Here is a 20,498-nt window from a genome sequence, read left to right on the forward strand (position 1 = left end):
CAAGTCAGGCGGCGAGGGGGAGGCTGGCGGGGAGGTGAGCGGGTTGTTGATCGGAGTGGAGGGCGTGGAACACGACGCGGCAGAGTCGGCGTTTCAGGCAGCGGAGGGCTTCCACGGTGGAGTCGCCCTGGCCGAGGCGTTTGCGGTAGTAGACGCGTCCGAGCCCGTCGAGGCGGATCTGGGTGACCGCGATGCGGTGAAGTGCTGCGTTGAGCTGTCGGTTGCCGGTGCGGCTCATCCGGACTCTGCCCCGGGTGTTCCCCGACCAGACCGGCAGGGGTGCGACGCCGGCGTTCATCGCGAAGCACGCTTCGGAACGGAACCGATCGACATTCGCGGTCTCCCCAGCGATCTTCGCCGCCGTCAGGGCGCCGCATCCGGGGATCGCGAGGAGGTGAGGATAACGGTCCTCCACCAGCGCAGTGATCCTCTTCTCGAGCTCGTCGATGCGGGAGCTGCCCGTGTCGATATCGGCAAGGATGTCGCGGGCCAGCTCCGCGACCAGCCCGTCGCGACCGTCCAGCCAGTCCGCGACCCGTCGACGTTGCTTGCCGATCGCGAACCCCTTCACCGGAACGTCGAACTCGGGATCGAGTTCGTGCAGATGCCAGCGCAACCGGTTGATCTGACGGGTTCTCTCGCTGACCAGGTCTTCTCTGCGGTCGACCAGCAGCTTCAGTTCCCGGGTCGACTCGTCATGCGACGCGACCGGGAGGTCGGGTTCGCGGAGCACCGCCCGGGCCACGGCCATCGCGTCGATCGGGTCGGACTTGCCCCGCTCCCGGCTCGACGCGCGGGACTGGGCCATCAGCTTCGGCGGCACCCGCACCACCTCCTGCCCCGCCGCGAGCAGATCACGCTCGAGCCGTGCCGACAGGTGACGGCAGTCCTCGATGCCCCACCGCAGCTGGTCGCTGAACTGCGTCCTCGCCCACCGCAGCGCAGCCTCGTGACCGCCGGTCGTGGCCTTCACGGTCCTCTCGCCGACCTTGCGGCCCACCCCGTCGACCGCGACGAACGTGTGAGTGGCCTTATGGACATCCGCGCCGATGACGATCACCATGGGAATCGTCTCCTTCCTGATACCGAATGGGACAGGTTGGGCCGGTCGGCGGACAAACCTCAGTCGGGGGCGATGCCACGCTCCTATCAAGTCACGCCGGCCGGTCCATCACACCCGACGCCGGCAAAACGCATGAACGCCAACCCGAAGGCGGCAGCCAGCCTAAGAGCCAGACACCAGGTGATCAGGATCCAACCACCGCGAAGCGGCACTGTCACCCTGACACTGACTCGACGCTACGCCTTCTCCTTGCGCGGCGGCGTTGCGTGTCGCCAATCCGGGTGGCGGCCGCCGACGAGCGGAGAGACGATGGCGTTCTCGAGTAAGGGGGCCCGTCGTGCCCGATGCACGTTCCACCACCGAGGTCATCCAAGACCACCTCAGCAACCGTCTGCGCCGCGACGCGAAGACCGATCTGCGCAACTACGCCGACGACGTCATCCTTCTCACCGGATCGGGTCGCTACGATGGCCACGACGGTCTGAGCGCCGCGGCCGCCGAGCTCAAGCGTCTGGTCGGCGACGGCGCCCAGTTCACCTACAACGAGACGCTGATCGCCGGGCCGTACGCGTTCCTGCAGTGGTCGGCGTACGACGAAGGCGAGGAGCGGGTGACCGACGGCGCCGACAGTTTCGTCGTGCACGACGGCCTGATCGTGCTGCAGACCATCCACTACACCCCGAAGTGACGGGGCGACGTGGGGTGTTCCGCCGGGGCACCGTGGTCTTCTGAGCGATGGAAGGGAGAGGCATGCGGATCGCTGTCACCGGATCATCGGGCAAGCTCGGCTCCGTCGTCGCGCGGGAGCTGCGGACGGCCGGGCATGAGGTCATCGGATTGGACGTCGCGGGCGCTCGCGGGCCGGGCTTCGTGCAGGTCGAACTGACCGACTACGGGCAGATGGTGGATGCGCTGACCGCCGTCGGGGATCGGCACGACGGTTTCGATGCGCTCGTGCACCTGGCGGCGATCCCGGCGCCGGGGATCCGCAGCGACGTCGCGACGTTCCACAACAACATGATCGCGACGTTCAATGCGTTCTGGGCGGCGACGAGGGTCGGCATCCGGCGCATCGTCTACGCCTCGAGCGAGACCGTGCTGGGGCTGCCGTTCGACGTTCCGCCGCCGTACGTGCCGGTCGACGAGGAGTACGAGCCCCGGCCGGAATCGGTGTATTCGCTGGTGAAGGTGCTTGAAGAACGGATGGCCGCCGAGCTGGTGCGCTGGCACCCGGATGCCTCGATCACGGCACTGCGCTTCTCGAATGTGATGTGGCCGGAGGACTACGCGCACTTCCCCGCGTTCGACGCGGACCCCTGGGCGCGGAAGTGGAACCTCTGGGGCTACGTCGACGCCCGCGACGCTGCGCAGGCGGTGCAGCGCGCACTCGAGAACGCACCGGCGGGGTTCGACCGGTTCATCGTCGCGGCGGCCGACACGGTGATGAGCCGCACGAACGAAGAGCTGCTCGAGGCGGTCTTCCCCGACGTGCCGCGACACGGGCCGGTGGGCGAGCACGACACCCTGCTGTCGATCGCGAAGGCCCGACGACTGCTCGGCTACGAGCCGCGCTTCTCGTGGCGCGACGAAGCCGCTCGGCGCGACTGACGCTCAGCCGAGCAGGCGCCGGACGAACGGGTTGCGGAAGCGCGCCTGGGGATCGAGGCGCTCGGCCAGCGCACGGAAGTCGACCAGGCGCGGGTAGCGCTCCGGCACGACGCCGTCGGCGTCGAGGTACACCTTGCCCCAGTGCGGCCGTGCGCCGAGCGGCATCAGCGCCGCCTCGAGGGCGGGCAGCACGCCTTCGACTCCGGCAGCGTCGCGGATCCAGGTGAAGTGCAGACCGACGACATCCGTCCCATATGCCGGCGACAGCCACAGGTCGTCGGCCGCCACCGAGCGGATCTCGCCGATCTGCAGCAGTCCGCGCAGCACCGGCCCCAGCGCGCGCACGGCCTCGATCGCTTCCACCGCGCGAGCGCGCGGCACGAGGTACTCCGACTGGATCTCCGCGCCGTTCGACGGCGTGAACTCCAGCCGGAAATGCGCCAGCCGCTCGCTCCACGGCCCCGCGACACCCAGCTGCTCCGTCGTGTTCGCGACATCCATCCCCGCGATCATGTGGCGAGGGGATGCCTCGGCCACCGCTCCGAAGAAGTCCTCGCCGACGCGCGACGGCTCATCGACCCGCTCCTTGATCCAGGCGAGCGAGACCGCGGGCTCATCCCACACGGTGAACAGCGACACGCTGTAGGCCGTCGCCATGATCTCGTCGAACCGGTCGGAGACGACATCCCACGACAGACCGCCGAACAGGCGCTGCCGCACGGCGAACGACGGCTCGATGTCGAGCGTCACCTCGACGACCGCGCCCAGGGCGCCCAGCGACACGACGGCGCCCTCGAATCCGTCATCGCCGCGACGGAGGTCGATCGTCTCACCGGCTCCGGTGACGAGGCGCAGCGCACGCACCGCGGTCGCGAGGTTGCCGTTGCGGTCGCCCGATCCGTGGGTGGCGGTCGCGATCGCCCCGGCGACCGAGATGTGCGGGAGGGATGCGAGGTTGTGCAGCGCCCATCCCGCTTCCTGGAGCGCGAGGGCGAGCTCGCCGTAGCGCACCCCGGCGCCGACGGTCACCGTGCGGGCGGCCTCGTCGATCTCGATCGGGGCGGGCAGCCGGGAGACGCCGATGAGGAGTTCATCGCTGTCGGCGATGTCGTTGAAGGAGTGCCGCGTGCCCAGCATCCGCACCGCATGCGCTCCTGCGATCAGAGCGCCGAGCTCCTCGGTGCTCTCGGGCTCGACGTAGCGCTGCGCCCGGTAGCGGTGGTTGCCGGCCCAGTTCGTCTCGGTGCGCACAGCGCCATCATCCCACCCGCGTATCGGCCGCCGCTCGTCCCCGGTGTCCGCGAACACCGGGGACGGAAGCCACGTCAGCCTTCGAGCACCACGAGGCGCCCCGTCGCGCGGGTCATCGCGACGTACCGGTCGACGGCACCGGTCACCCCGTCGGCGAACACGCCCGGTGAGACGAGGAGCACGAGGTCGAACTCGAGGCCCTTCACGTGTTCGGGGGCGAGCGAGCGTACGCGGTCCGTTCCCACGTAGGCGGGGTCGCCGATCACACACGCGGTGCCCTCCGCTTGCGCGGCGAGCCACTCGTCGAGGAGCGCATCGCGGTCGGTGAGCGGCCGATACGCGACCGGGACGCCGCTGCGCCGCACCGACGTGGGAACGTTCGCATCGGGCAGCACCGCACGGATCACGGGGGCCGCGGCATCCATCACCTCCTCCGGAGTGCGGTAGTTGATCGACAGCTCCCGGCGACGCGCGCCACGGATCCCGGCGGCGGCGAGGCGCTCCTCCCAGCTCTGCGCGAACCCGTGCCGCGCCTGGGCGCGGTCGCCGACGATCGTGAAGCTGCGCGACGGGCAGCGCCGCAGCAGCATCTGCCACTGCGCGTCGGTGAGCTCCTGCGCCTCGTCGACCACGATGTGCGCGAACGGACCGGCCAGCAGATCGGGGTCGAGCGGCGGCAGGGCCGCCTGGTCGTCGAGCGCGTTCTGCAGATCATCGCCACGCAGCATGGAGACGAGGTCTTCGCCGTCGTCGGCGGAGGCGATGAGGTATTCGGCGATGTCTGCCCGGTACTGGCGCTCGGCCGCGGCCGCCGCCTCTCTCTCGCGCTTCACGCGCGTCGCACGCGGGTCGCCGAGCCGCATCCGTGCGGCGTCGAGCAGCGGCAGGTCCTCGAGGGTGACCGGCGCGTCGGCGGAGCGCTGCAGCAGCTCCACGTCGGCGACGCCGAGCCAGGGAGCGCAGCGGCGCAGGAACGCCGGCACCGTCCACAGGTCCGTGACGACGACGGATGCCTCCACCAGCGGCCACGCCCGCGCGAAGGCCCGGGTGAGAGCGACGTCGCTGCGCAGCGCCTGAGCGAACAGCCGGGGCGGCACGTCATCCTCGCCGAGGCGCTCGTACAGGATGCCCACGATCGTCTCCCACACCTGGTCGCGAGCCTCGTTGTGGGCCGTGCCGGGCTCGGGCGCCGCGAACGCGTCGGCCCAGTCGCCGGCGTCGAGCACGAGATCGGCCCACGGGGTGGCCACGACGAGCTCGGCGGTCGGCGGCTCCTCGTAGAAGCGCACGGCGCGCTCGATCGCCTGCTCCCAGCGGACGTCGGACTTCACCGCCGCGATCCTCCCCGAATCCCCTCCACGCATCGCTGTCGCGCTGCGCGGAGCCTCCGGATCCGTGGGCCCAGCCTCGGGCGCGGCATCCCGACCCTCGCGCACGAGGTCGGCGATCGTGCACGTGCGCACGCCGTCTTCGCCGAGGCTCGGGAGCACGTCGGCGACATATGCGAGATACGGTTCGTGCGGCCCGATGAACAGGACGCCGCCGCTTCCACCCTTCAGCCGCGCGTCGTTGTACAGGAGATAGGCGGCGCGGTGCAGCGCGACCACGGTCTTCCCGGTGCCGGGTCCGCCGTCGACGACGAGCGGGCCGCGGGCGTCGGCGCGGATGATCGCGTCCTGGTCGGACTGGATCGTCGAGAGGACGTCGCGCATGCGCTCCGAACGGCTCGTGCCGAGACTCGCGATGAACGCCGACTGATCGTCGGGCGACAGCGTGGGAGCACTCGAACCGGTGGTGAGCACCTCGTCCCAGTAGTCGGTGATGCGCCCCCTCGTCCAGCGGTAGCGGCGGCGACTGCGCAGCCCCTGCCGGTCGGCCCCGGTCGCGGCGAAGAACGCGGCGGCGGCGGGCGCGCGCCAGTCGACGAGCAGCGGCTCGCCGTCGGCGTCGACCAGGCCGATGCGGCCGATGAAGACCGGTTCGCCGTCGTCGGGGTCCATCCGGCCGAGGCAGATGTCGAGGCTGAAGCGCTGCAGCAGGCGCAGCCGCGATTCGATGCGCCGCACCTCGACGTCGCGTTCGATCGCGTACTGGCCGTAGCCGGCGGGAGAGGCGAGCCGCGCGGCGAGGCGCTCGCGCAGCGCGCCGGTCTCTGCGGCGATGGAGGAGGCGATCGCGGCGAACTGCCGCCGGTCGGCATCGATGAGGGCAGGAGCCGCCTTGAACGCGAGGCGGTCGGGGAGGGCGAAGACGTCGAGGGACGTGGTGGGCATGGGTCTCCAGCGGGATGCGGTGAGGGGAACGTCGATTATGTTCCCTGACCGGGCCCTTGCGGCAAGCCCCCACCCCGTCGATACAATGGAGAGGGAAGGATGCCGCAGCTGCGACATCCTTCTTCGCCTTCCCGCACGCGCCCGCCGCCGGATCGGTCCCGACCTCGACCACCGCTGAGCGCGAGCGGCCGTCGGGGTCGTCAGCGGCGCGGCCCTGCTGCCTTGGTGGATGCGTCGGCTGCGGATTCGTCAGCCGCGCGGCTCGTACCGCACGGGCGGATGCGTGCGGGCGACGAGGGCGCGCAGGTCCTCGAGCGTTCCCTCGACGAATCCGGCGGCCCGCGCCTGGACGAGGACGTTCCCGAGCGCCGTCGCCTCGACCGGCCCGGCGAGCACGGGCAGTCCGGTGCGGTCGGCGGTCGCCTGGCAGAGCACGGCGTTGAGCGACCCGCCGCCGATGAGGTGCACGGCGTCGATCTCCCGGCCCGTGAGCCGACCCGCGGTGCTGACCGCGCGGGCGAACGCCGCCGCGATGCTCTCCACGATCGTGCGGGCGAACGCGGCGCGCCCCGCGGGAATGTCGGCACTCGTCGATCGCAGCACCGCGGCGATGCGCGCCGGCATGTCGCCCGGGGCGCTCAGTGACGCGTCGTTCGCGTCGAAGAGCGGCACGTCCCCGGTCTCGGCGGCCGCTGCGTCGAGCAGCGCGGGGAGGTCGATCGGCGCGCCGTCCTCGGCCTCCCACTGCCGCACGCTCTCGCTGAGGAGCCACATTCCGGTGATGTTGTGGAGGAAGCGGATGCGGCCGTCGACGCCGAGCTCGTTCGTGAAGTTCGCCGCGCGCGCCGCGCCGGTGAGCACCGGCTCCTCGAGCTCGACGCCCACGAGACCCCAGGTGCCGCACGAGATGTACGCGGCGTTCGGGCTCGACAGGGGCACGGCGGCGACCGCGGAGGCGGTGTCGTGCGAGCCGACGGCGATCACCGGCAGCGCCGCGCCGATGCGGTCGGCGGCCTCGCCGGCGACGTGGCCGAGGACCGTTCCGGGGTCGACGAGTTCGGGAAGGATGCGCGCGGGGATGCCGATGCGCGCCGCGAGCGCGACATCCCACCGTCGGTCGGTCACGCCGAGCAGCCCGGTGGTCGAGGCGTTCGTGCGCTCCGCGACGCGGGTGCCGGTGAGGCGGTGCGCGAGGAGGTCGGGGATCAGCAGCATCGTGTCGGCCTCGTCGCGGAGGTCGTCGGCGCGCAGCTGGTAGAGCGTGTTGAACGGCAGGAACTGCAGTCCATTGCGCGTGTACAGCTCGGCGAAGGGGACGGCCTCGTGCACTGCGGCGACGCCGTGTTCACAGCGCTCGTCGCGGTAGTGGAACGGCTCCGCGAGCAGCGTGCCGTCGCGCAGCAGCCCGTAGTCGACCGCCCACGAGTCGATGCCGATCGCCGCGATGCCGGGCTCGCGCCGCACGGCCTCGGCGAGTCCGTCGAGGATGCTCCGCCACAGCGCCTCGAGGTCCCAATGCAGCCCGTCGGCGCGCGCGACCGGCCCGTTCGGGAAGCGGCTCACGAGCTCGAGCTCGAGCGTGTCGTCGCCGACGCGTCCGATCATCACCCGCCCGCTCGTCGCGCCCAGATCGACCGCCGCGACGGCGCCAGGCCGGCGCGCGCTCACGCCGCCTCCCGCTGCCGCTGCGGCGAAGTCGTACGATCTCGCCGAATGCACATCAAACCGGCGCCAGATTGATGTGGTCTCGGCGAAATCGTACGATCTCGCCGAAGGGGCGACGGCGGCCGGCGGGTCATCGCAGGAAGGCGGCGGCGACGCCGGAGTCCACCGGGATGTGGAGACCCGTCGTGCGGCTCAGCTCGGGGCCGGTCAGCACGTACACGGCGTCGGCGACGTTCTCCGGCACGACCTCGCGCTTGAGGATCGTGCGGTTCGCGTAGAACTGGCCGAGGTCCTCCTCGTTCACGCCGTAGGTGGCGGCGCGCTGCGCCCCCCACCCGCCGGCGAAGATGCCCGACCCGCGCACGACGCCGTCGGGGTTGATGCCGTTCACGCGCACCCCGTGCTCGCCGAGCTCGACCGCCAGCAGCCGCACCTGGTGCGCCTGGTCGGCCTTCGTCGCCGAGTAGGCGATGTTGTTCGGGCCGGCGAACACGCTGTTCTTCGACGAGATGTAGACGACGTCGCCGCCCATCCCCTGCTCGATGAGCACCTTCGCGGCGGCCTTCGACACGAGGAACGAGCCCTTCGCCATGACGTCGTGCTGCAGATCCCAGTCCTTCTCGCTGGTCTCGAGCAGCGGCTTCGACAGCGACAGCCCGGCGTTGTTCACGACGAGGTCGACGCCGCCGAAGGCGAGCACCGCGGCGTCGACCGCCGCCTGCACGGCATCGGCGTCGGCGACGTTCGCCGCCACACCGATCGCGACGTCCGTTCCGCCCAGCTCGGCCGCGGCATCCTGCGCCTTCTGCAGGTCGAGGTCGGCGACCACGACACACGCGCCCTCCGCGGCGAGCCGCGTCGCGATCGCCTTGCCGATGCCGGATGCCGCACCCGTGACGAACGCGATACGGCCCTGGTGCGTCTTCGGCTTCGGCATCCGCTGCAGCTTCGCCTCCTCGAGCGCCCAGTACTCGATGCGGAACTTCTCGGCGTCGTCGATCGGCGCGTAGGTCGACAGCGCCTCGGCGCCGCGCATGACGTTGATCGCGTTGACGTAGAACTCCCCCGCGACCCGCGCCGTCTGCTTGTTCGCGCCGAAGCTGAACATGCCGACGCCGGGGACCAGCACGATGAGCGGATCGGCGCCGCGCATGGCCGGACTCTCGTCGGTCGCGTGCGCCTCGTAGTACGCCGTGTAGTCGGCGCGATACTGCTCGTGCAGCTCGGTGAGACGGGCGATGGATGCGTCGACCGGCGCGTCGGCGGGCAGGTCGAGCAGCATCGGCTTGACCTTCGTGCGCAGGAAGTGGTCGGGGCAGCTGGTGCCGAGCTCGGCGAGCGCCGGCGCCTTCTCGGACGCCAGGAAGTCGAGGACCACGGCGGAATCGGTGAAGTGGCCGATCATGGGCTTGTCGGTCGAGGCGAGCCCGCGGATCGTCGGGGCGAGCGCCGCGGCCTTCGCACGCCGCTCGGTCTCCGGCAGCGCTTCGAAGCCGGGCCGCACGCCGCCGAACGGCTCGGAAGCGCCGTTCTCGTCGATGTAGGCCTGCGCGGTGGCGATGATCCACAGGCTGTTCGCCTCGGCCTCGTCGCTCGTGTCGCCCCACGCGGTGATGCCGTGGCCGCCGAGGATGCAGCCGATCGCGGCCCGGTTCTGCTCCTTGATCGCGGCGATGTCGAGGCCGAGCTGGAAGCCGGGGCGACGCCACGGCACCCACACCACCTTGTCGCCGAAGATCCGCTCCGTGAGTGCGGCGCCGTCGGCGGCGGTGGCGATCGCGATGCCCGCGTCGGGGTGGAGGTGGTCGACGTGGGCCGCGTCGACGAGCCCGTGCATCGCCGTGTCGATCGATGGCGCGGCGCCGCCCCGGCCGTGCAGGCAGTAGTCGAACGCCGCGACCATCTCGTCGTCCTTGTCGAGCCACGGCCGGTCGATGCCGGCGTAGACGTCGACGAGCGCACGTACGCGGTCGAGCCGCAGCACCGCGAGGCCCTCGGGCTTCAGCGTGCCGAGGTCGCCGCCCGAGCCCTTGACCCACAGCAGCTCGACCGGCTCGCCGGTCACGGGATCGGTGTCGGTGCCCTTGGCCGACGTGTTCCCGCCGGCGTAGTTCGTGTTGGCCGGGTTCGCCCCGAGGCGGTTGCTGCGCGCGATCAGCTCAGCGACGGTCGTGTTCGTCATCGTGTCTCTCTTCGGTCTGTTCCCCTGTCGCGAATCGACGTCCGTGGCGCCCACGAAGGTCGATCTGCGACAGGTGAGCGGTTCGGTCAGGCTCCCCAGCCGGCCTGCACGCCGCCGACGCGCTCGGCCGCGATCTTCTGCTGGTAGCCGGATGCCGCGTAGGCGGCCATCGGGTCGGCCGGAAGTCCGCGCGACGCGCGCCACTCGGCCAGCGCGGGGCGCACATCCGTCTGGAACGCGTCCATGAACACCGCATTGGCGGCCAGCACGTCGTTCGCCTGCTGGGCGGCCGCGAGCGCGTCGCGGTCGAGGAGGAGGGCCCGCGCGGTCATCTCCTGCACGTTCAGGACCGAGCGGATCTGGCCGGGGATCTTGTCCTCGATGTTGTGGCACTGGTCGAGCATGAACGCCACGTCGGGGTTGTTCAGCCCGCCGCCGCGGATCACCTCGACGATGATGCGGAACAGCTGGAACGGGTCGGCGGCGCCGACGATGAGGTCGTCGTCGGCGTAGAAGCGCGAGTTGAAGTCGAACGATCCGAGCTTGCCGAGGCGCAGCAGCTGCATCACGATGAACTCGATGTTCGTGCCCGGCGCGTGGTGACCGGTGTCGAGGCACACCATCGCCTTGTCGCCGAGGGCTGCGACCTGGGCGTACGACGTGCCCCAGTCGGGGACGTCGGTGTGGTAGAACGACGGCTCGAAGAACTTGTACTCGAGCACGAGGCGCTGGTCGTCGCCGAGGCGCGCGTAGATCTGCTGCAGCGAGTCGGCGAGGCGGTCCTGGCGGGCGCGCATGTCGTTCTGGCCGGGGTAATTCGACCCCTCGGCGAGCCAGATCTTCAGATCGCGTGAGCCGATCGCATCCATGACGTCGATGCACTGCAGGTGGTGCTCGATCGCCTTGCGGCGGATGCGCTCGTCGTGGTGGGTGAGGGCCCCGAACTTGTAGTCCTCGTCCTGGAACGTGTTGGAGTTCACGGTCCCCAGGCGCACGCCGAGGTCTTCCGCATGGGCGCGCAGCGCAGCCCAGTCGTCGACCACGTCCCAAGGGATGTGCAGCGCCACGCTCGGGGCGAGAGCGGTGTACTTGTGCACCTGCGCGGCATCCGCGATCTTCTCGAAGGGATCGCGCGGGGTGCCGGCCGTGGTGAACACCCGGAAGCGCGTGCCCGAGTTGCCGAACGCCCAGCTCGGCAGCTCGATCGCCTGCTGCTCGAGCGCGGAGCGGATGTCGGGGGTGAGCGTCGTCATGATGCGGTGCTTTCTGCGTGGTCGATGTCGGATGCCGCGGCCCGGCCGTCGAGGTGGAACACCTCGGTGAGGGATGTCGCGGCCTGGTCGGCGCGCCCGTCGAGCGCGACGAAGAAGCGCGCCATGTCGGCCTCCCAGCGGGCGGCGATCGGGGAGGCGGCGAGGTGGGCCTGCGCCGCGGCGTCGTCGTCGGTCTCGTAGTAGCCGACGAGCCGGCCGCCGTCGGCGAGGAACAGCGAGTAGTTGCGCCGGCCGGCCGCCGCGATCTCGGCGAGCATCTCGGGCCACACCGCGCGGTGCCGCGCGACGTACTCGTCGACGAGCTCGGGGCGGATCTGCAGCTCGAAGCAGACGCGGGTCATCTCAGCCTCCGGGGTGGGCCCGGCCGACGCGCACGCCGGCCGGGCCGTTCGACTAGAAGTCGAACTTGTCGATGTTGTCCTTGGTGAACACGAACGGGTCGCCCAGCAGCACGGTGCCGTCGGCGCCGACCTTGTACTCGCCGAGCTTTCCGGCGGTGAACGTGTCGCCCTCCTTGCCGGTGATGTCGCCGGCGATGAGCGCCTTCGCAGCGTAGGCCGCGAGGTAACCGAGGTCCTCGGGGTTCCACAGCGCGAACTCCTGCACGGTGCCGTCCTTGACGTACTCGCGCATCTGGTTCGGCGTGCCGAGGCCGGTCAGCGCGACCTTGCCCTTGTACGACGAGGTCGACAGGTACCGGGCGGCGGCCGCGATGCCGACCGTGGTCGGCGAGACGATGCCCTTCAGCTGCGGGTGCGACTGCAGCAGCGCCGCCGTCTTGTCGAACGACTTCTGGTCGTCGTCGTCGCCGTACACGACGTCGACGAGCTTGATGTTCGGGTGGTCCGAGGCGAGGAGCGTCTTCATCTTCTCGATCCAGGCGTTCTGGTTCGTGGCGTTCGCCGCGGCCGACAGCACCGCGATCTCGCCGGTGTCGCCGATCTGCTTGGCGATCAGGTCGACCTGCACCTTGGCGATGCCGTCGGCGCTCGCCTGGTTGACGAACAGGTCACGGCAGGATGCGTCGGTGTCGGAGTCGAACGTGACGACCTTCACGCCGCTCTGGCGCGCCTGGTTCAGTGCGTCGCAGATGGCCTTCGGGTCGTTCGCCGACACGACGAGCGCGCCCACGCCCTGCTGCGTCGCGGTGTTGATGTAGCTCACCTGGGCGTCGGGCGAGGCCTGGGCCGGGCCGACCTGGTTGAAGGTGCCCTTGAACTCCTCGACGGCGGCCTTGCCGCCCTTGGCCGAGGTGTCGAAGTACGGGTTGCCGAGGTTCTTCGGCAGGAACGTGACCGCGAGGTTGTCGCTCGAGCCGCCGGCGCCGCCGGTCGGGGCGGTTCCGCTGCCGGTGTCGGCGCAGCCGGCGAGGGCCAGCACCGCGGTGATCGCGACGGCGACGACGGCGCCGGCACGCTTGCGTGCAAACTTCATTGTTCTGTTCCTTTCGGGGTGGATGCCGCGACGAGCGTCGTCGGCGGAAGCGGCCTGGTCATCCTGCTGTGGGGGCCGCGACGGATGGGATCGACGGCGGCCTGCGGCGCGCCTTCTGCAGCCACGCGAGCACGCTCGACGCGACGACGGAGATGACGAGCAGGACGCCGGTGATGATGTTGATGACGTCGGAGGTGACGTTGGCGAGGCGCAGCGCGCTGGACAGGGCGCCGATGAGCAGCACCGCCGCGACGACACCGTAGATCTTGCCGCGGCCGCCGAACACCGAGACTCCGCCGAGCACGACGGCGGCGATCACCTGGAGTTCGAGTCCGGTCGCGTTGTCGCCGCGTGCGCTGCCGAACCGCAGCGTGTAGAAGATGCCCGCGAAGGCCGAGACGATCCCCGTCAGGATGAAGAGGATGAACTTCGTGCGCTCGACGTGCACGCCCGAGAAGCGCGCGGCGTCCTTCGACAGGCCGATCGCGTAGATGCCCCGGCCGAACGACGTGAAGTGCAGCAGGACGGCGAAGATCGCCAGCAGCACGAGGAACGGGATCATGATGTACGGGATCGTGGTTCCCGCGATCTTGGCCTGCGCGAGCGCGGTCCACTCGTGGGGGAACGTCGTCACGGCCGTGGTGCCGAGCGTGCCGACGGCGATGCCGCGGAACAGCGCGAGCGTGCCGATCGTGACGGCGAGGGAGGGAAGTCCCACGACGGTGACGAGGAAGCCGTTGACCGCTCCCCCGACCACGCCGACGACGAGCGCCGCGATCGCGGCGAGGCCGAACGGCCAGTGCGCCTGCACGAGCGCTCCGGTGACGACGCTCGACAGGCCGACCATGCTGCCGACCGACAGGTCGATCTCGCCGGTGACCATCACGAGCGTCATCGGCAGGGCGATGAGCAGGATCGGGGTGACGTCGAGGAGCAGGAACGTGAGGGTGATCGGCTGGCTGAATCCGCGCACGCCGACGGCGGCGAGGACGGCGACGATGATCAGGAGGGCGACGATGGCCGACTCGCGCGAGACGATGAGGCGCCGCCAGAACGGCTGGGTGTAGTCGCGGTAGGTGCGCACTGCTGCCGTGGTCATTCTTCGTCCCTCGCTTCGATGAGGCGCCGTCGCTGCCGCACGGCGAGCACGCGGTCGAGCACGATCGCGCCGATGATGAGCGCGCCGACGACGGCTCCCTGCCAGAAGTCCGGGATGCCGAGCACGGGCAGCGCGCGGTTGATCGTCATGAGGAGCACGGCGCCGAGCGCGGCGCCCCAGACGGTGCCGACCCCGCCCATGATCGCGACACCGCCGATGACCGCGGCGCCGACGGCCTGCAACTCCCATCCGGAGCCTGCCTGCGAGTCGACCGTGCCGTAGCGGGCGGCGTAGAAGATGCCCGCGAGTCCGGCGAGGGCACCCGACATCACGAAGGCGAGCAGCACGCGGCGCGTCACGCGCAGACCGTACAGATGCGCGGCGGCCGGATCGGAGCCGATCGCGTAGTGCTCGCGGCCGCTGCGGGTGTTGCGCATGTACCACGCGGCGACGGCCAGGACGACGAGGGCGACGATCGCGAGCACCGGGATGCTGAGCACCTGGGCCGTGCCGAGGCCGAGGAACGACGGCGGCATGTCGGAGGCGTTCACCCGGCTGCTGCCGGCCCACACGACGTTGATCCCGCGGTAGGCGTAGAGCGTGCCCAGGGTGACGACCATCGACGGCACGTTGGCGAAGGCGACGATCGCGCCGTTGATGAGCCCGAGCGCCGCACCGAGCGCGATGGCCAGCACGACCACGAGCACGATCGGAATGCCGGGGATGTCGCTGAACAGGCGCCCGGTGAGGTAGGCGGTGAGCCCGATGACCGAGCCGACCGAGAGGTCGACGTTCCGGGTGATGATGACGATGGCCTGGCCGATCGCGACGAGCACGAGGATCGACGGGGTCAGCAGCAGATCGCGCCATCCGTCGGCCGTGAACAGGAACGCCGGGTTCTTGATCGTCGCCGCCGCCACGACGAGCAGGACGGCGAGGAGGATGCCGAACTCCCGGGCGCGTCCGATGGCGCCGACGGTCTTGGTGAGCGCCGACGTGCGGATGATGTTGGTGGTCGTCACGGGTGCAGCTCCGTTGCATGAGTGGCGGCGAACATGACGTTCTCGGAGGTGGCGTCCGCTCGTGCGATGTCGGCGGTCAGCCGCCCTTCGCGCATGACGAGCACCCGGTCGGCCATCCCGAGCACTTCCGGCAGCTCCGAGGAGATCATGAGGATCGCCATTCCCTGGCCGGCGAGCTGCGAGAGCAGACGGTGCACTTCGGATTTCGTGCCCACGTCGATGCCGCGGGTCGGCTCGTCGATGATGAGAACGCGCGGCTTCGTCGCGAGCCACTTGGCGAGCACGACCTTCTGCTGATTGCCGCCGGAGAGCGTCGCGGCCACGGTGTCGAGCGCGTGCGCCTTCACCTCGAGGCGGCTCGCCCACTCCTTCGCCGCGCGGTTCTCCACCCCGGTCGTGATGAGGCCGAAGCGGGACAGCTGACGGCGGATCGCGAGAGTGATGTTCTCGGCGACGCCCGACTCCGTCACGAGTCCCTGCTTGCGTCGATCCTCGGGAACGAGCGCGATTCCGGCGGCCATCGCGTCGGTCGGCTGGCCGCGGCGGATGGTCCTCCCCGCGACGCGCACGGTGCCCTCGCCGTACGGGTCGACGCCGAAGACGGCACGCGCGACCTCGCTGCGTCCGGCGCCGACCAGTCCCGCGAGGCCGACGATCTCACCGGCGCGCACGGTGAACCTGATGTCGTGGAAGACGCCCGCGCGGGTGAGGCCGTCGACCTCGAGGAGCGGCTCGCCGATCGGAACCTCCTCCTTCGGGAACAGTTCCGTCACCTGGCGACCGACCATGAGCCGCACGATCTCGTCGACGCTCGTGTCGGCGATCGCGTCGGTCGCGATGTACGCGCCGTCGCGCATCACCGTGACGGTGTCGCAGAGCGCGAAGACCTCGTCGAAGCGATGCGAGATGAAGATGAGCGCGCGGCCCTCGTCGCGCAGGCTGCGCGCGATCGTGAACAGCCGCTCCACCTCGGTGCCGGAGAGGGCGGCCGTCGGCTCGTCCATGATGAGCAGCGAGGCGTTGAGCGACACGGCCTTCGCGATCTCGATGACCTGCTGGTCGGCGATCGAGAGGCCCTCGGCGGGACGGTCGGGATCGATCACGACGCCGAGCCGGGTGAACAGCCGCTCGACCTCGTGGCGCATGCTCTTGCGGTCGATCCGCCCGAGCCGGCCGATGGGCTGACGGCCCATGAAGATGTTCTCGGTCACGGACAGATCAGGGAACAGCGTCGGCTCCTGGTAGATCACCGCGACCCCGGCGGCCTTCGACTGCGCGGTGGAGGTGAAGTCGACGTCCTCGCCGTTCAGGCGGAACGTGCCGCCGTCGCGCTGGTACAGGCCCGAGACGATCTTCACGAGAGTCGACTTGCCGGCGCCGTTCTCACCGACCAGCGCGTGGATCGATCCCGGGTCGACGCTGATGGTGCCCGAGCGCAGCGCGATCACAGCGCCGAACGCCTTCTGCACATCGGCGAGTTCGAGCACGGGCGTGCTGGTCATCTGCGTACTGCCCTCTCCGTTGAAGGAATGAATCGTTTCATTTCGGGTGAGCATCACACTAGAATGGCGAGGGTCGACGTGTCAAGCGGAACCGTCCCTCGTGGACGATCTGTGATTGATTCGTTTCATACGGTCGGCTTCATACGTTGCCGCCCCAGCGCCGAGGAGTTCTGATGACAGTGAGCGTCCGCGATGTGGCGGAAGCGGCCGGCGTCTCCGTGGGCACGGTGTCCAATGTGCTCAATCGGCCCGAGAAGGTGTCCAGTGGCACGGTGGAGCGCGTGCAGTCGGCGATCGAGCGTCTGGGCTTCGTGCGCAACGACGCAGCGCGGCAGCTGCGGGCCGGCCACAGCCTGGCGATCGGGCTCGTCGTCCTCGATCTTCGGAACCCGTTCTTCACGGATGTCGCACGCGGCGCGGAGGAGCGGGCGGCCGAGCAAGGGCTGTCGGTGTTCGTCGCGAACAGCGACGACCGCGCCGAGCGGGAGCGCGCGGCACTCGACCTTTTCGAGCAGCATCGCGTGTTCGGCGTGCTCGTCACACCGGTGGCGGAGGACCTCCCCCGGCTGCAGCAGCTGCGCGAGCGCGACATCCCCGTCGTGCTCGTCGACCGGGAGGCGCAGAACGGGGCGTTCTCGTCGGTCGCCGTCGACGACGTCGAGGGAGGACGGCTCGCCGCCGAGCACCTGCTCTCGATCGGACGGCGCCGGCTCGCCTTCGTCGGCGGACCGACGTCGATCCGCCAGGTCAGCGACCGACTGGCGGGAGCCGAAAGCGCGGTCGCGGCGGTCGACGACGCGACTCTCGAGTTCGTCGGCACCGCCGGGCTCACCGTCGAGGAGGGGAGGCGTGCCGCCGAGCGCATCGCGCAGCGGCCCGCGTCGGCGCGGCCGGAGGCGATCTTCGCCGCGAACGACCTGCTCGCGATGGGTCTCCTGCAGGGCTTCGTGATGACGGGTTCCCTGCGGGTGCCCGACGACATCGCGCTCATCGGCTACGACGACATCGACTTCACCGCTGCGGCCGTGGTGCCGCTGAGCTCGGTGCGGCAGCCGGCCGCGCAGATCGGGTCCACGGCGGTCGAGCTGCTCATCGGCCAGTCCCGTGACCCCGGCGGCGAGCGGCGGCATGTGCTGTTCCGCCCCGAACTCGTCGTGCGGCAGTCGACCGCCGGCTGACGACAGCACCTCCTGTCACCGCCGGGCGCCCTTCGCCCGTCGGGCCCTACCGATCCGGCTCCATCGCGTCGCGGAGCTCCTGGTTCTCGTCCTGGAGGTGCAGGATGCGCCGGATGCCTTCGACGTTGACCCCGTCGTCACGCAGGTCTGCGATCCTGCGCAGCCGGGCGACGTCGTCCTCGCTGTAGCGGCGCGTGCCGCCGGCGGTGCGGGACGGCGTGAGGAGCCCCTTGCTTTCCAGCAGCCGCAGCGTGGGCTCGGGAAGGTCGACGAGTTCGGCCGCCACGGCGATGCCGTACAGCGGGGTGGACGAGTCGCGCGTTGCCATCCTGCAAGTTTCCTTAGAGCTGTTGCACGTTGGGTCGGGATCAGGTACAACAAATCTACAGCAACAAACACAGATTATCTCCGTCATACGTTACCGGTTCTCCACGAGCAGGTGGACAGTCGAAAGGAGGTGATTCCGGTGATGGCGGAAGCCGAGATCGTGCTGCGCGAGACGCCGTCCGCCGATGACCTGCGCGACATCGATCAGGAGCTGATCGACGAGATGTTCTTCGACATCATCCGCTGGTCGTTCCCGCACCGCATCGAGACGTGCCCCACAGCGCCGACGGACTCCGCACGAGCACTGCCCGTGTGCCGCCGGCCCTCTGGGTCGCTCCCGACGACGCCCGCCCTTCCGCTCGCGCGCGTGCGCTCCCCTCCGGCGGCGTGACCCTGGCGTTCCGCATCTCGGTCTGTTGTTCATTCGAGGACGAAAGGAAGGAAACGACATGACGATGACCTCCGATGCCTTCACCGAGTTCGACCGTCTCGCTGCGTCGATGCTGGACTCCATTCGCGCTCCTCGGCTGATGCCGGTGGACCTGTTCCGCGAAGGCGACCAGTACGTGCTCCACGCCGACATGCCCGGGATCGACCCGGGATCGATCGACGTGGACGTCGACGGTGGGCAGCTGTCCATCCGCGCCCAGCGGACGGCGGACACGCGGGAGGGGGTGAAGTGGCTCGCGCGAGAGCGCGGCGGCAGGTCGTTCCTGCGCCAGTTCACGCTCGGCGACGGTGTCGACGTCGATCGCATCAGCGCCTCGTACGACAACGGCGTGCTCTCCGTGATCATCCCGGTCAGCGAGCGCGCCAAGCCCCGCAAGATCGCCGTGGGCAAGGCCGCCCAGGAGACTCACGCGATCAACGCGTGAGTCGGCCCTGAACCGGATGCGTCGGCCGCCGCAGTCGCGCGGCCGACGCATCCGCTTGCCCCGATATACACATCCACACTGCTTCTCGAGAGGAGACCCCATGCACATCTCCGACACCCTCACCCGGTTCCTCGCGGAGATGGAGTACCCGGCGACGAAGGACGACCTGCTGCGCGAGGGCATCAGGGACGATCTGCCGTGGCACGACCTGGAACACCTCGAGACGCTGCCCGACGGCAGCTATCAGAGCGGCTGGGTCGTGCGCCGCGAGCTCGGCGCGATGCGCCTCGTGCGCGCCGCCGGTGACGCGCTCGCCCGCGGAGCGCTCCAGGGCGCTGTCGCCTGATCCGGCATCCCTCGACTCGGCCTGCCCGTCGACGCGGCGCGCCGGCGTCAGAGCGCGGCGAGCACCGCGTCGACGACGCGGTCGGGGTCGGCGAGGGGATTCGCCGCCACCGACCGCAGCCAGGTCTGGCCGCCGATGGTCGTGGTGCTGACCCAGGCGTCGGTCGTCCGGTCGCGCACCGACGCGACGTCGCCGTCGCGCATCAGGTCCGGTCGGGGGCGCCATGCCACGACGCCGGTGGCCGGCCGGGCGAACAGCTCCAGCGCCGGTTCCGCGACGACGCGGTCGGCGAGGCGCTCCGCGAGCGCCATGGCGGCGTCGATCCGCACCCGCAGTCCGTCACGACCCCAGGCGAGCAGGGTCGCGGCGAGCGGGAGCGCCGCCGCACCGTGCGAGCCCAGCAGACCGACGTTCGGCGCCGCGAGGTAGGCGCCGCCCGTGCTGACCGCCGCGTGCGCGGGTGCCGTGTCGGCGAAGAGGACGAGCGCGCTCTCCTTCGGCTGGTAGAGCCACTTGTGCGCGGAGACCGCGACCGAGTCGGCGCCCTCGATGCCGTCGAGCACCCCACCGTGCGACGAGAGCCGCAGCGGGCCCGCCCACGCGGCGTCGATGTGACGCCAGCCGGCGCCGGATGCCGCCTCCAGCGGATCGACGGCACCCGACGCCGTCGTCCCGGCGGTGAGCACGACGATCGCGTCGTCCAGGCGGCTCGGCAGCGCGTCGAGACGCATCCGCTCCGCTTCGTCGACGGGAACGGCGTGGTACTCGAGGCCGAGGATGCGCGCAGACTTCGCGACGCTGAGATGCGCGGCGGATGTCGCGACGACCCGCCGGGCGCCGGTGAGTTCGCGCGCCGCCCACAGCGCGGTGAGGTTCGCGACGGTCGACCCGGGAACGAGATGTCCGCCGTCCATGCCGAACGCCGGCGCGAGCCACCCGACCACGAGGCGCTCGAGCTGCCGGGCCGCCGGAGCCGTGTCGGGGTGCAGCAGGTTCTGGTTCATCGCGACCGCCCACTGCGCAGCCGCCCACGTGACCCACGGCGTCGGCGGGTCCATGTGGGCGAAGAAGCCGGCGTGATCGAGGCGCGTCGGCCTGTCGAGCGCGGTACTCGCGAGGGCGGCGAGCGCCGCTCGCGCGCCCATCCCATCGTCGGGCCAGCGCCGCGGCAGCGCGAGGCCGGCGCGCGGGTCGCCGTGCGGCGTTCCCGGCATCCGCTTCGCCTCGATCAGCGCTCGCAGAGCCTCATGCAGCCCGTCGTCGTCCGGACGGAAGTCCGCCGCGAGGGCCGCGGCCGCATCGGCCGCCTCTGCTCCAGCCCGCTCCATTCCGGTCACGGTAGCAGGCCCAGTGTTCGGGCTCCTGCGGGCGTGCGAACCCGTGAGACGCTGCCGGACCC

Annotated in this window: 19 protein-coding genes; 6 read left to right on the forward strand and 13 right to left on the reverse strand. The window is 70.5% G+C overall.

Features of this window, described 5'->3' with window-relative positions:
• Nucleotides 1–4 precede the first annotated feature (4 nt).
• Complete coding sequence (locus AC3RX1_RS13060; protein ID WP_491501674.1) at nucleotides 5–1,063, reverse strand: IS110 family RNA-guided transposase; 1,059 nt, start codon at nucleotides 1,061–1,063, stop codon at nucleotides 5–7.
• A 337-nt stretch (nucleotides 1,064–1,400) separates the two neighbouring features.
• Between AC3RX1_RS13060 and AC3RX1_RS13065 the strand changes: the two genes are divergently transcribed.
• Both AC3RX1_RS13065 and AC3RX1_RS13070 read left to right on the forward strand, forming a co-directional pair.
• The gene (locus tag AC3RX1_RS13065; protein ID WP_491501675.1) at nucleotides 1,401–1,751 is read left to right on the forward strand and encodes a nuclear transport factor 2 family protein; all 351 of its coding nucleotides are present in this window, start codon (nucleotides 1,401–1,403) and stop codon (nucleotides 1,749–1,751) included.
• Nucleotides 1,752–1,813: 62 nt separating this feature from the next.
• On the forward strand, nucleotides 1,814–2,671 hold the full coding sequence (locus AC3RX1_RS13070) for an NAD-dependent epimerase/dehydratase family protein (protein WP_491501676.1): 858 nt from the start codon (nucleotides 1,814–1,816) through the stop codon (nucleotides 2,669–2,671).
• Between the two features lie 3 nt (nucleotides 2,672–2,674).
• Here AC3RX1_RS13070 and AC3RX1_RS13075 read toward each other — a convergent pair whose 3' ends face one another.
• From AC3RX1_RS13075 to AC3RX1_RS13120, 10 genes are all read right to left on the reverse strand, one after another.
• A complete protein-coding gene (locus tag AC3RX1_RS13075) occupies nucleotides 2,675–3,922 on the reverse strand; it encodes an FAD-binding protein (protein ID WP_491501677.1) in 1,248 nt (415 codons plus the stop codon).
• Between the two features lie 74 nt (nucleotides 3,923–3,996).
• Nucleotides 3,997–6,195, reverse strand: coding sequence for an RNA polymerase recycling motor ATPase HelR (gene helR / locus AC3RX1_RS13080; RefSeq protein ID WP_491501678.1), 2,199 nt, complete (start codon nucleotides 6,193–6,195; stop codon nucleotides 3,997–3,999).
• A 249-nt stretch (nucleotides 6,196–6,444) separates the two neighbouring features.
• Entirely contained in the window at nucleotides 6,445–7,863 is a 1,419-nt protein-coding gene (locus tag AC3RX1_RS13085) for a rhamnulokinase (protein ID WP_491501679.1), read from the reverse strand.
• 127 nt (nucleotides 7,864–7,990) lie between these two features.
• Nucleotides 7,991–10,042 carry a bifunctional aldolase/short-chain dehydrogenase gene (locus tag AC3RX1_RS13090; protein WP_491501680.1) on the reverse strand — a complete coding sequence of 684 codons (2,052 nt, stop codon included), beginning with the start codon at nucleotides 10,040–10,042 and terminating at the stop codon, nucleotides 7,991–7,993.
• Nucleotides 10,043–10,128: 86 nt separating this feature from the next.
• Complete coding sequence (gene rhaI / locus AC3RX1_RS13095) at nucleotides 10,129–11,295, reverse strand: L-rhamnose isomerase (protein ID WP_491501681.1); 1,167 nt, start codon at nucleotides 11,293–11,295, stop codon at nucleotides 10,129–10,131.
• The gene (locus AC3RX1_RS13100) at nucleotides 11,292–11,657 is read right to left on the reverse strand and encodes an L-rhamnose mutarotase (RefSeq protein WP_491501682.1); all 366 of its coding nucleotides are present in this window, start codon (nucleotides 11,655–11,657) and stop codon (nucleotides 11,292–11,294) included. The genes rhaI and AC3RX1_RS13100 overlap by 4 nt, the downstream gene beginning before the upstream one ends.
• Before the next feature lie 52 nt (nucleotides 11,658–11,709).
• Nucleotides 11,710–12,750 carry a rhamnose ABC transporter substrate-binding protein gene (gene rhaS, locus AC3RX1_RS13105; protein ID WP_491501683.1) on the reverse strand — a complete coding sequence of 347 codons (1,041 nt, stop codon included), beginning with the start codon at nucleotides 12,748–12,750 and terminating at the stop codon, nucleotides 11,710–11,712.
• Nucleotides 12,751–12,808: 58 nt separating this feature from the next.
• Nucleotides 12,809–13,849 carry an ABC transporter permease gene (locus tag AC3RX1_RS13110; protein ID WP_491501684.1) on the reverse strand — a complete coding sequence of 347 codons (1,041 nt, stop codon included), beginning with the start codon at nucleotides 13,847–13,849 and terminating at the stop codon, nucleotides 12,809–12,811.
• The gene (locus AC3RX1_RS13115) at nucleotides 13,846–14,871 is read right to left on the reverse strand and encodes an ABC transporter permease (protein ID WP_491501685.1); all 1,026 of its coding nucleotides are present in this window, start codon (nucleotides 14,869–14,871) and stop codon (nucleotides 13,846–13,848) included. Before AC3RX1_RS13115 ends, AC3RX1_RS13110 begins: the two co-directional genes overlap by 4 nt.
• Nucleotides 14,868–16,373, reverse strand: coding sequence for a sugar ABC transporter ATP-binding protein (locus AC3RX1_RS13120; protein WP_491501686.1), 1,506 nt, complete (start codon nucleotides 16,371–16,373; stop codon nucleotides 14,868–14,870). The genes AC3RX1_RS13115 and AC3RX1_RS13120 overlap by 4 nt, the downstream gene beginning before the upstream one ends.
• A 173-nt stretch (nucleotides 16,374–16,546) precedes the next feature.
• Between AC3RX1_RS13120 and AC3RX1_RS13125 the strand changes: the two genes are divergently transcribed.
• Entirely contained in the window at nucleotides 16,547–17,551 is a 1,005-nt protein-coding gene (locus AC3RX1_RS13125) for a LacI family DNA-binding transcriptional regulator (RefSeq protein WP_491501687.1), read from the forward strand.
• Between the two features lie 46 nt (nucleotides 17,552–17,597).
• On the opposite strand, the gene AC3RX1_RS13130 is transcribed toward AC3RX1_RS13125, so the two are convergent.
• A complete protein-coding gene (locus tag AC3RX1_RS13130; RefSeq protein ID WP_491501688.1) occupies nucleotides 17,598–17,879 on the reverse strand; it encodes a MerR family transcriptional regulator in 282 nt (93 codons plus the stop codon).
• Between the two features lie 138 nt (nucleotides 17,880–18,017).
• Here AC3RX1_RS13130 and AC3RX1_RS13135 point away from each other — a divergent pair, with 138 nt between their 5' ends.
• From AC3RX1_RS13135 to AC3RX1_RS13145, 3 genes are all read left to right on the forward strand, one after another.
• Nucleotides 18,018–18,269 (forward strand): hypothetical protein, encoded by a 252-nt coding sequence (locus AC3RX1_RS13135; RefSeq protein ID WP_491501689.1) that lies wholly within the window; start codon nucleotides 18,018–18,020, stop codon nucleotides 18,267–18,269.
• Between the two features lie 58 nt (nucleotides 18,270–18,327).
• Entirely contained in the window at nucleotides 18,328–18,753 is a 426-nt protein-coding gene (locus AC3RX1_RS13140; protein WP_491501690.1) for an Hsp20/alpha crystallin family protein, read from the forward strand.
• A 100-nt stretch (nucleotides 18,754–18,853) separates the two neighbouring features.
• Nucleotides 18,854–19,099 (forward strand): DUF2795 domain-containing protein, encoded by a 246-nt coding sequence (locus AC3RX1_RS13145; protein WP_491501691.1) that lies wholly within the window; start codon nucleotides 18,854–18,856, stop codon nucleotides 19,097–19,099.
• A 47-nt stretch (nucleotides 19,100–19,146) separates the two neighbouring features.
• Here the strand turns inward: AC3RX1_RS13145 and AC3RX1_RS13150 are convergent, their stop codons facing one another.
• Nucleotides 19,147–20,427, reverse strand: a complete 1,281-nt coding sequence (locus AC3RX1_RS13150; protein WP_491501692.1) for a pyridoxal phosphate-dependent decarboxylase family protein — start codon at nucleotides 20,425–20,427, stop codon at nucleotides 19,147–19,149.
• Nucleotides 20,428–20,498: the final 71 nt, after the last annotated feature.

The organism is Microbacterium altimontanum, from assembly GCF_058349865.2.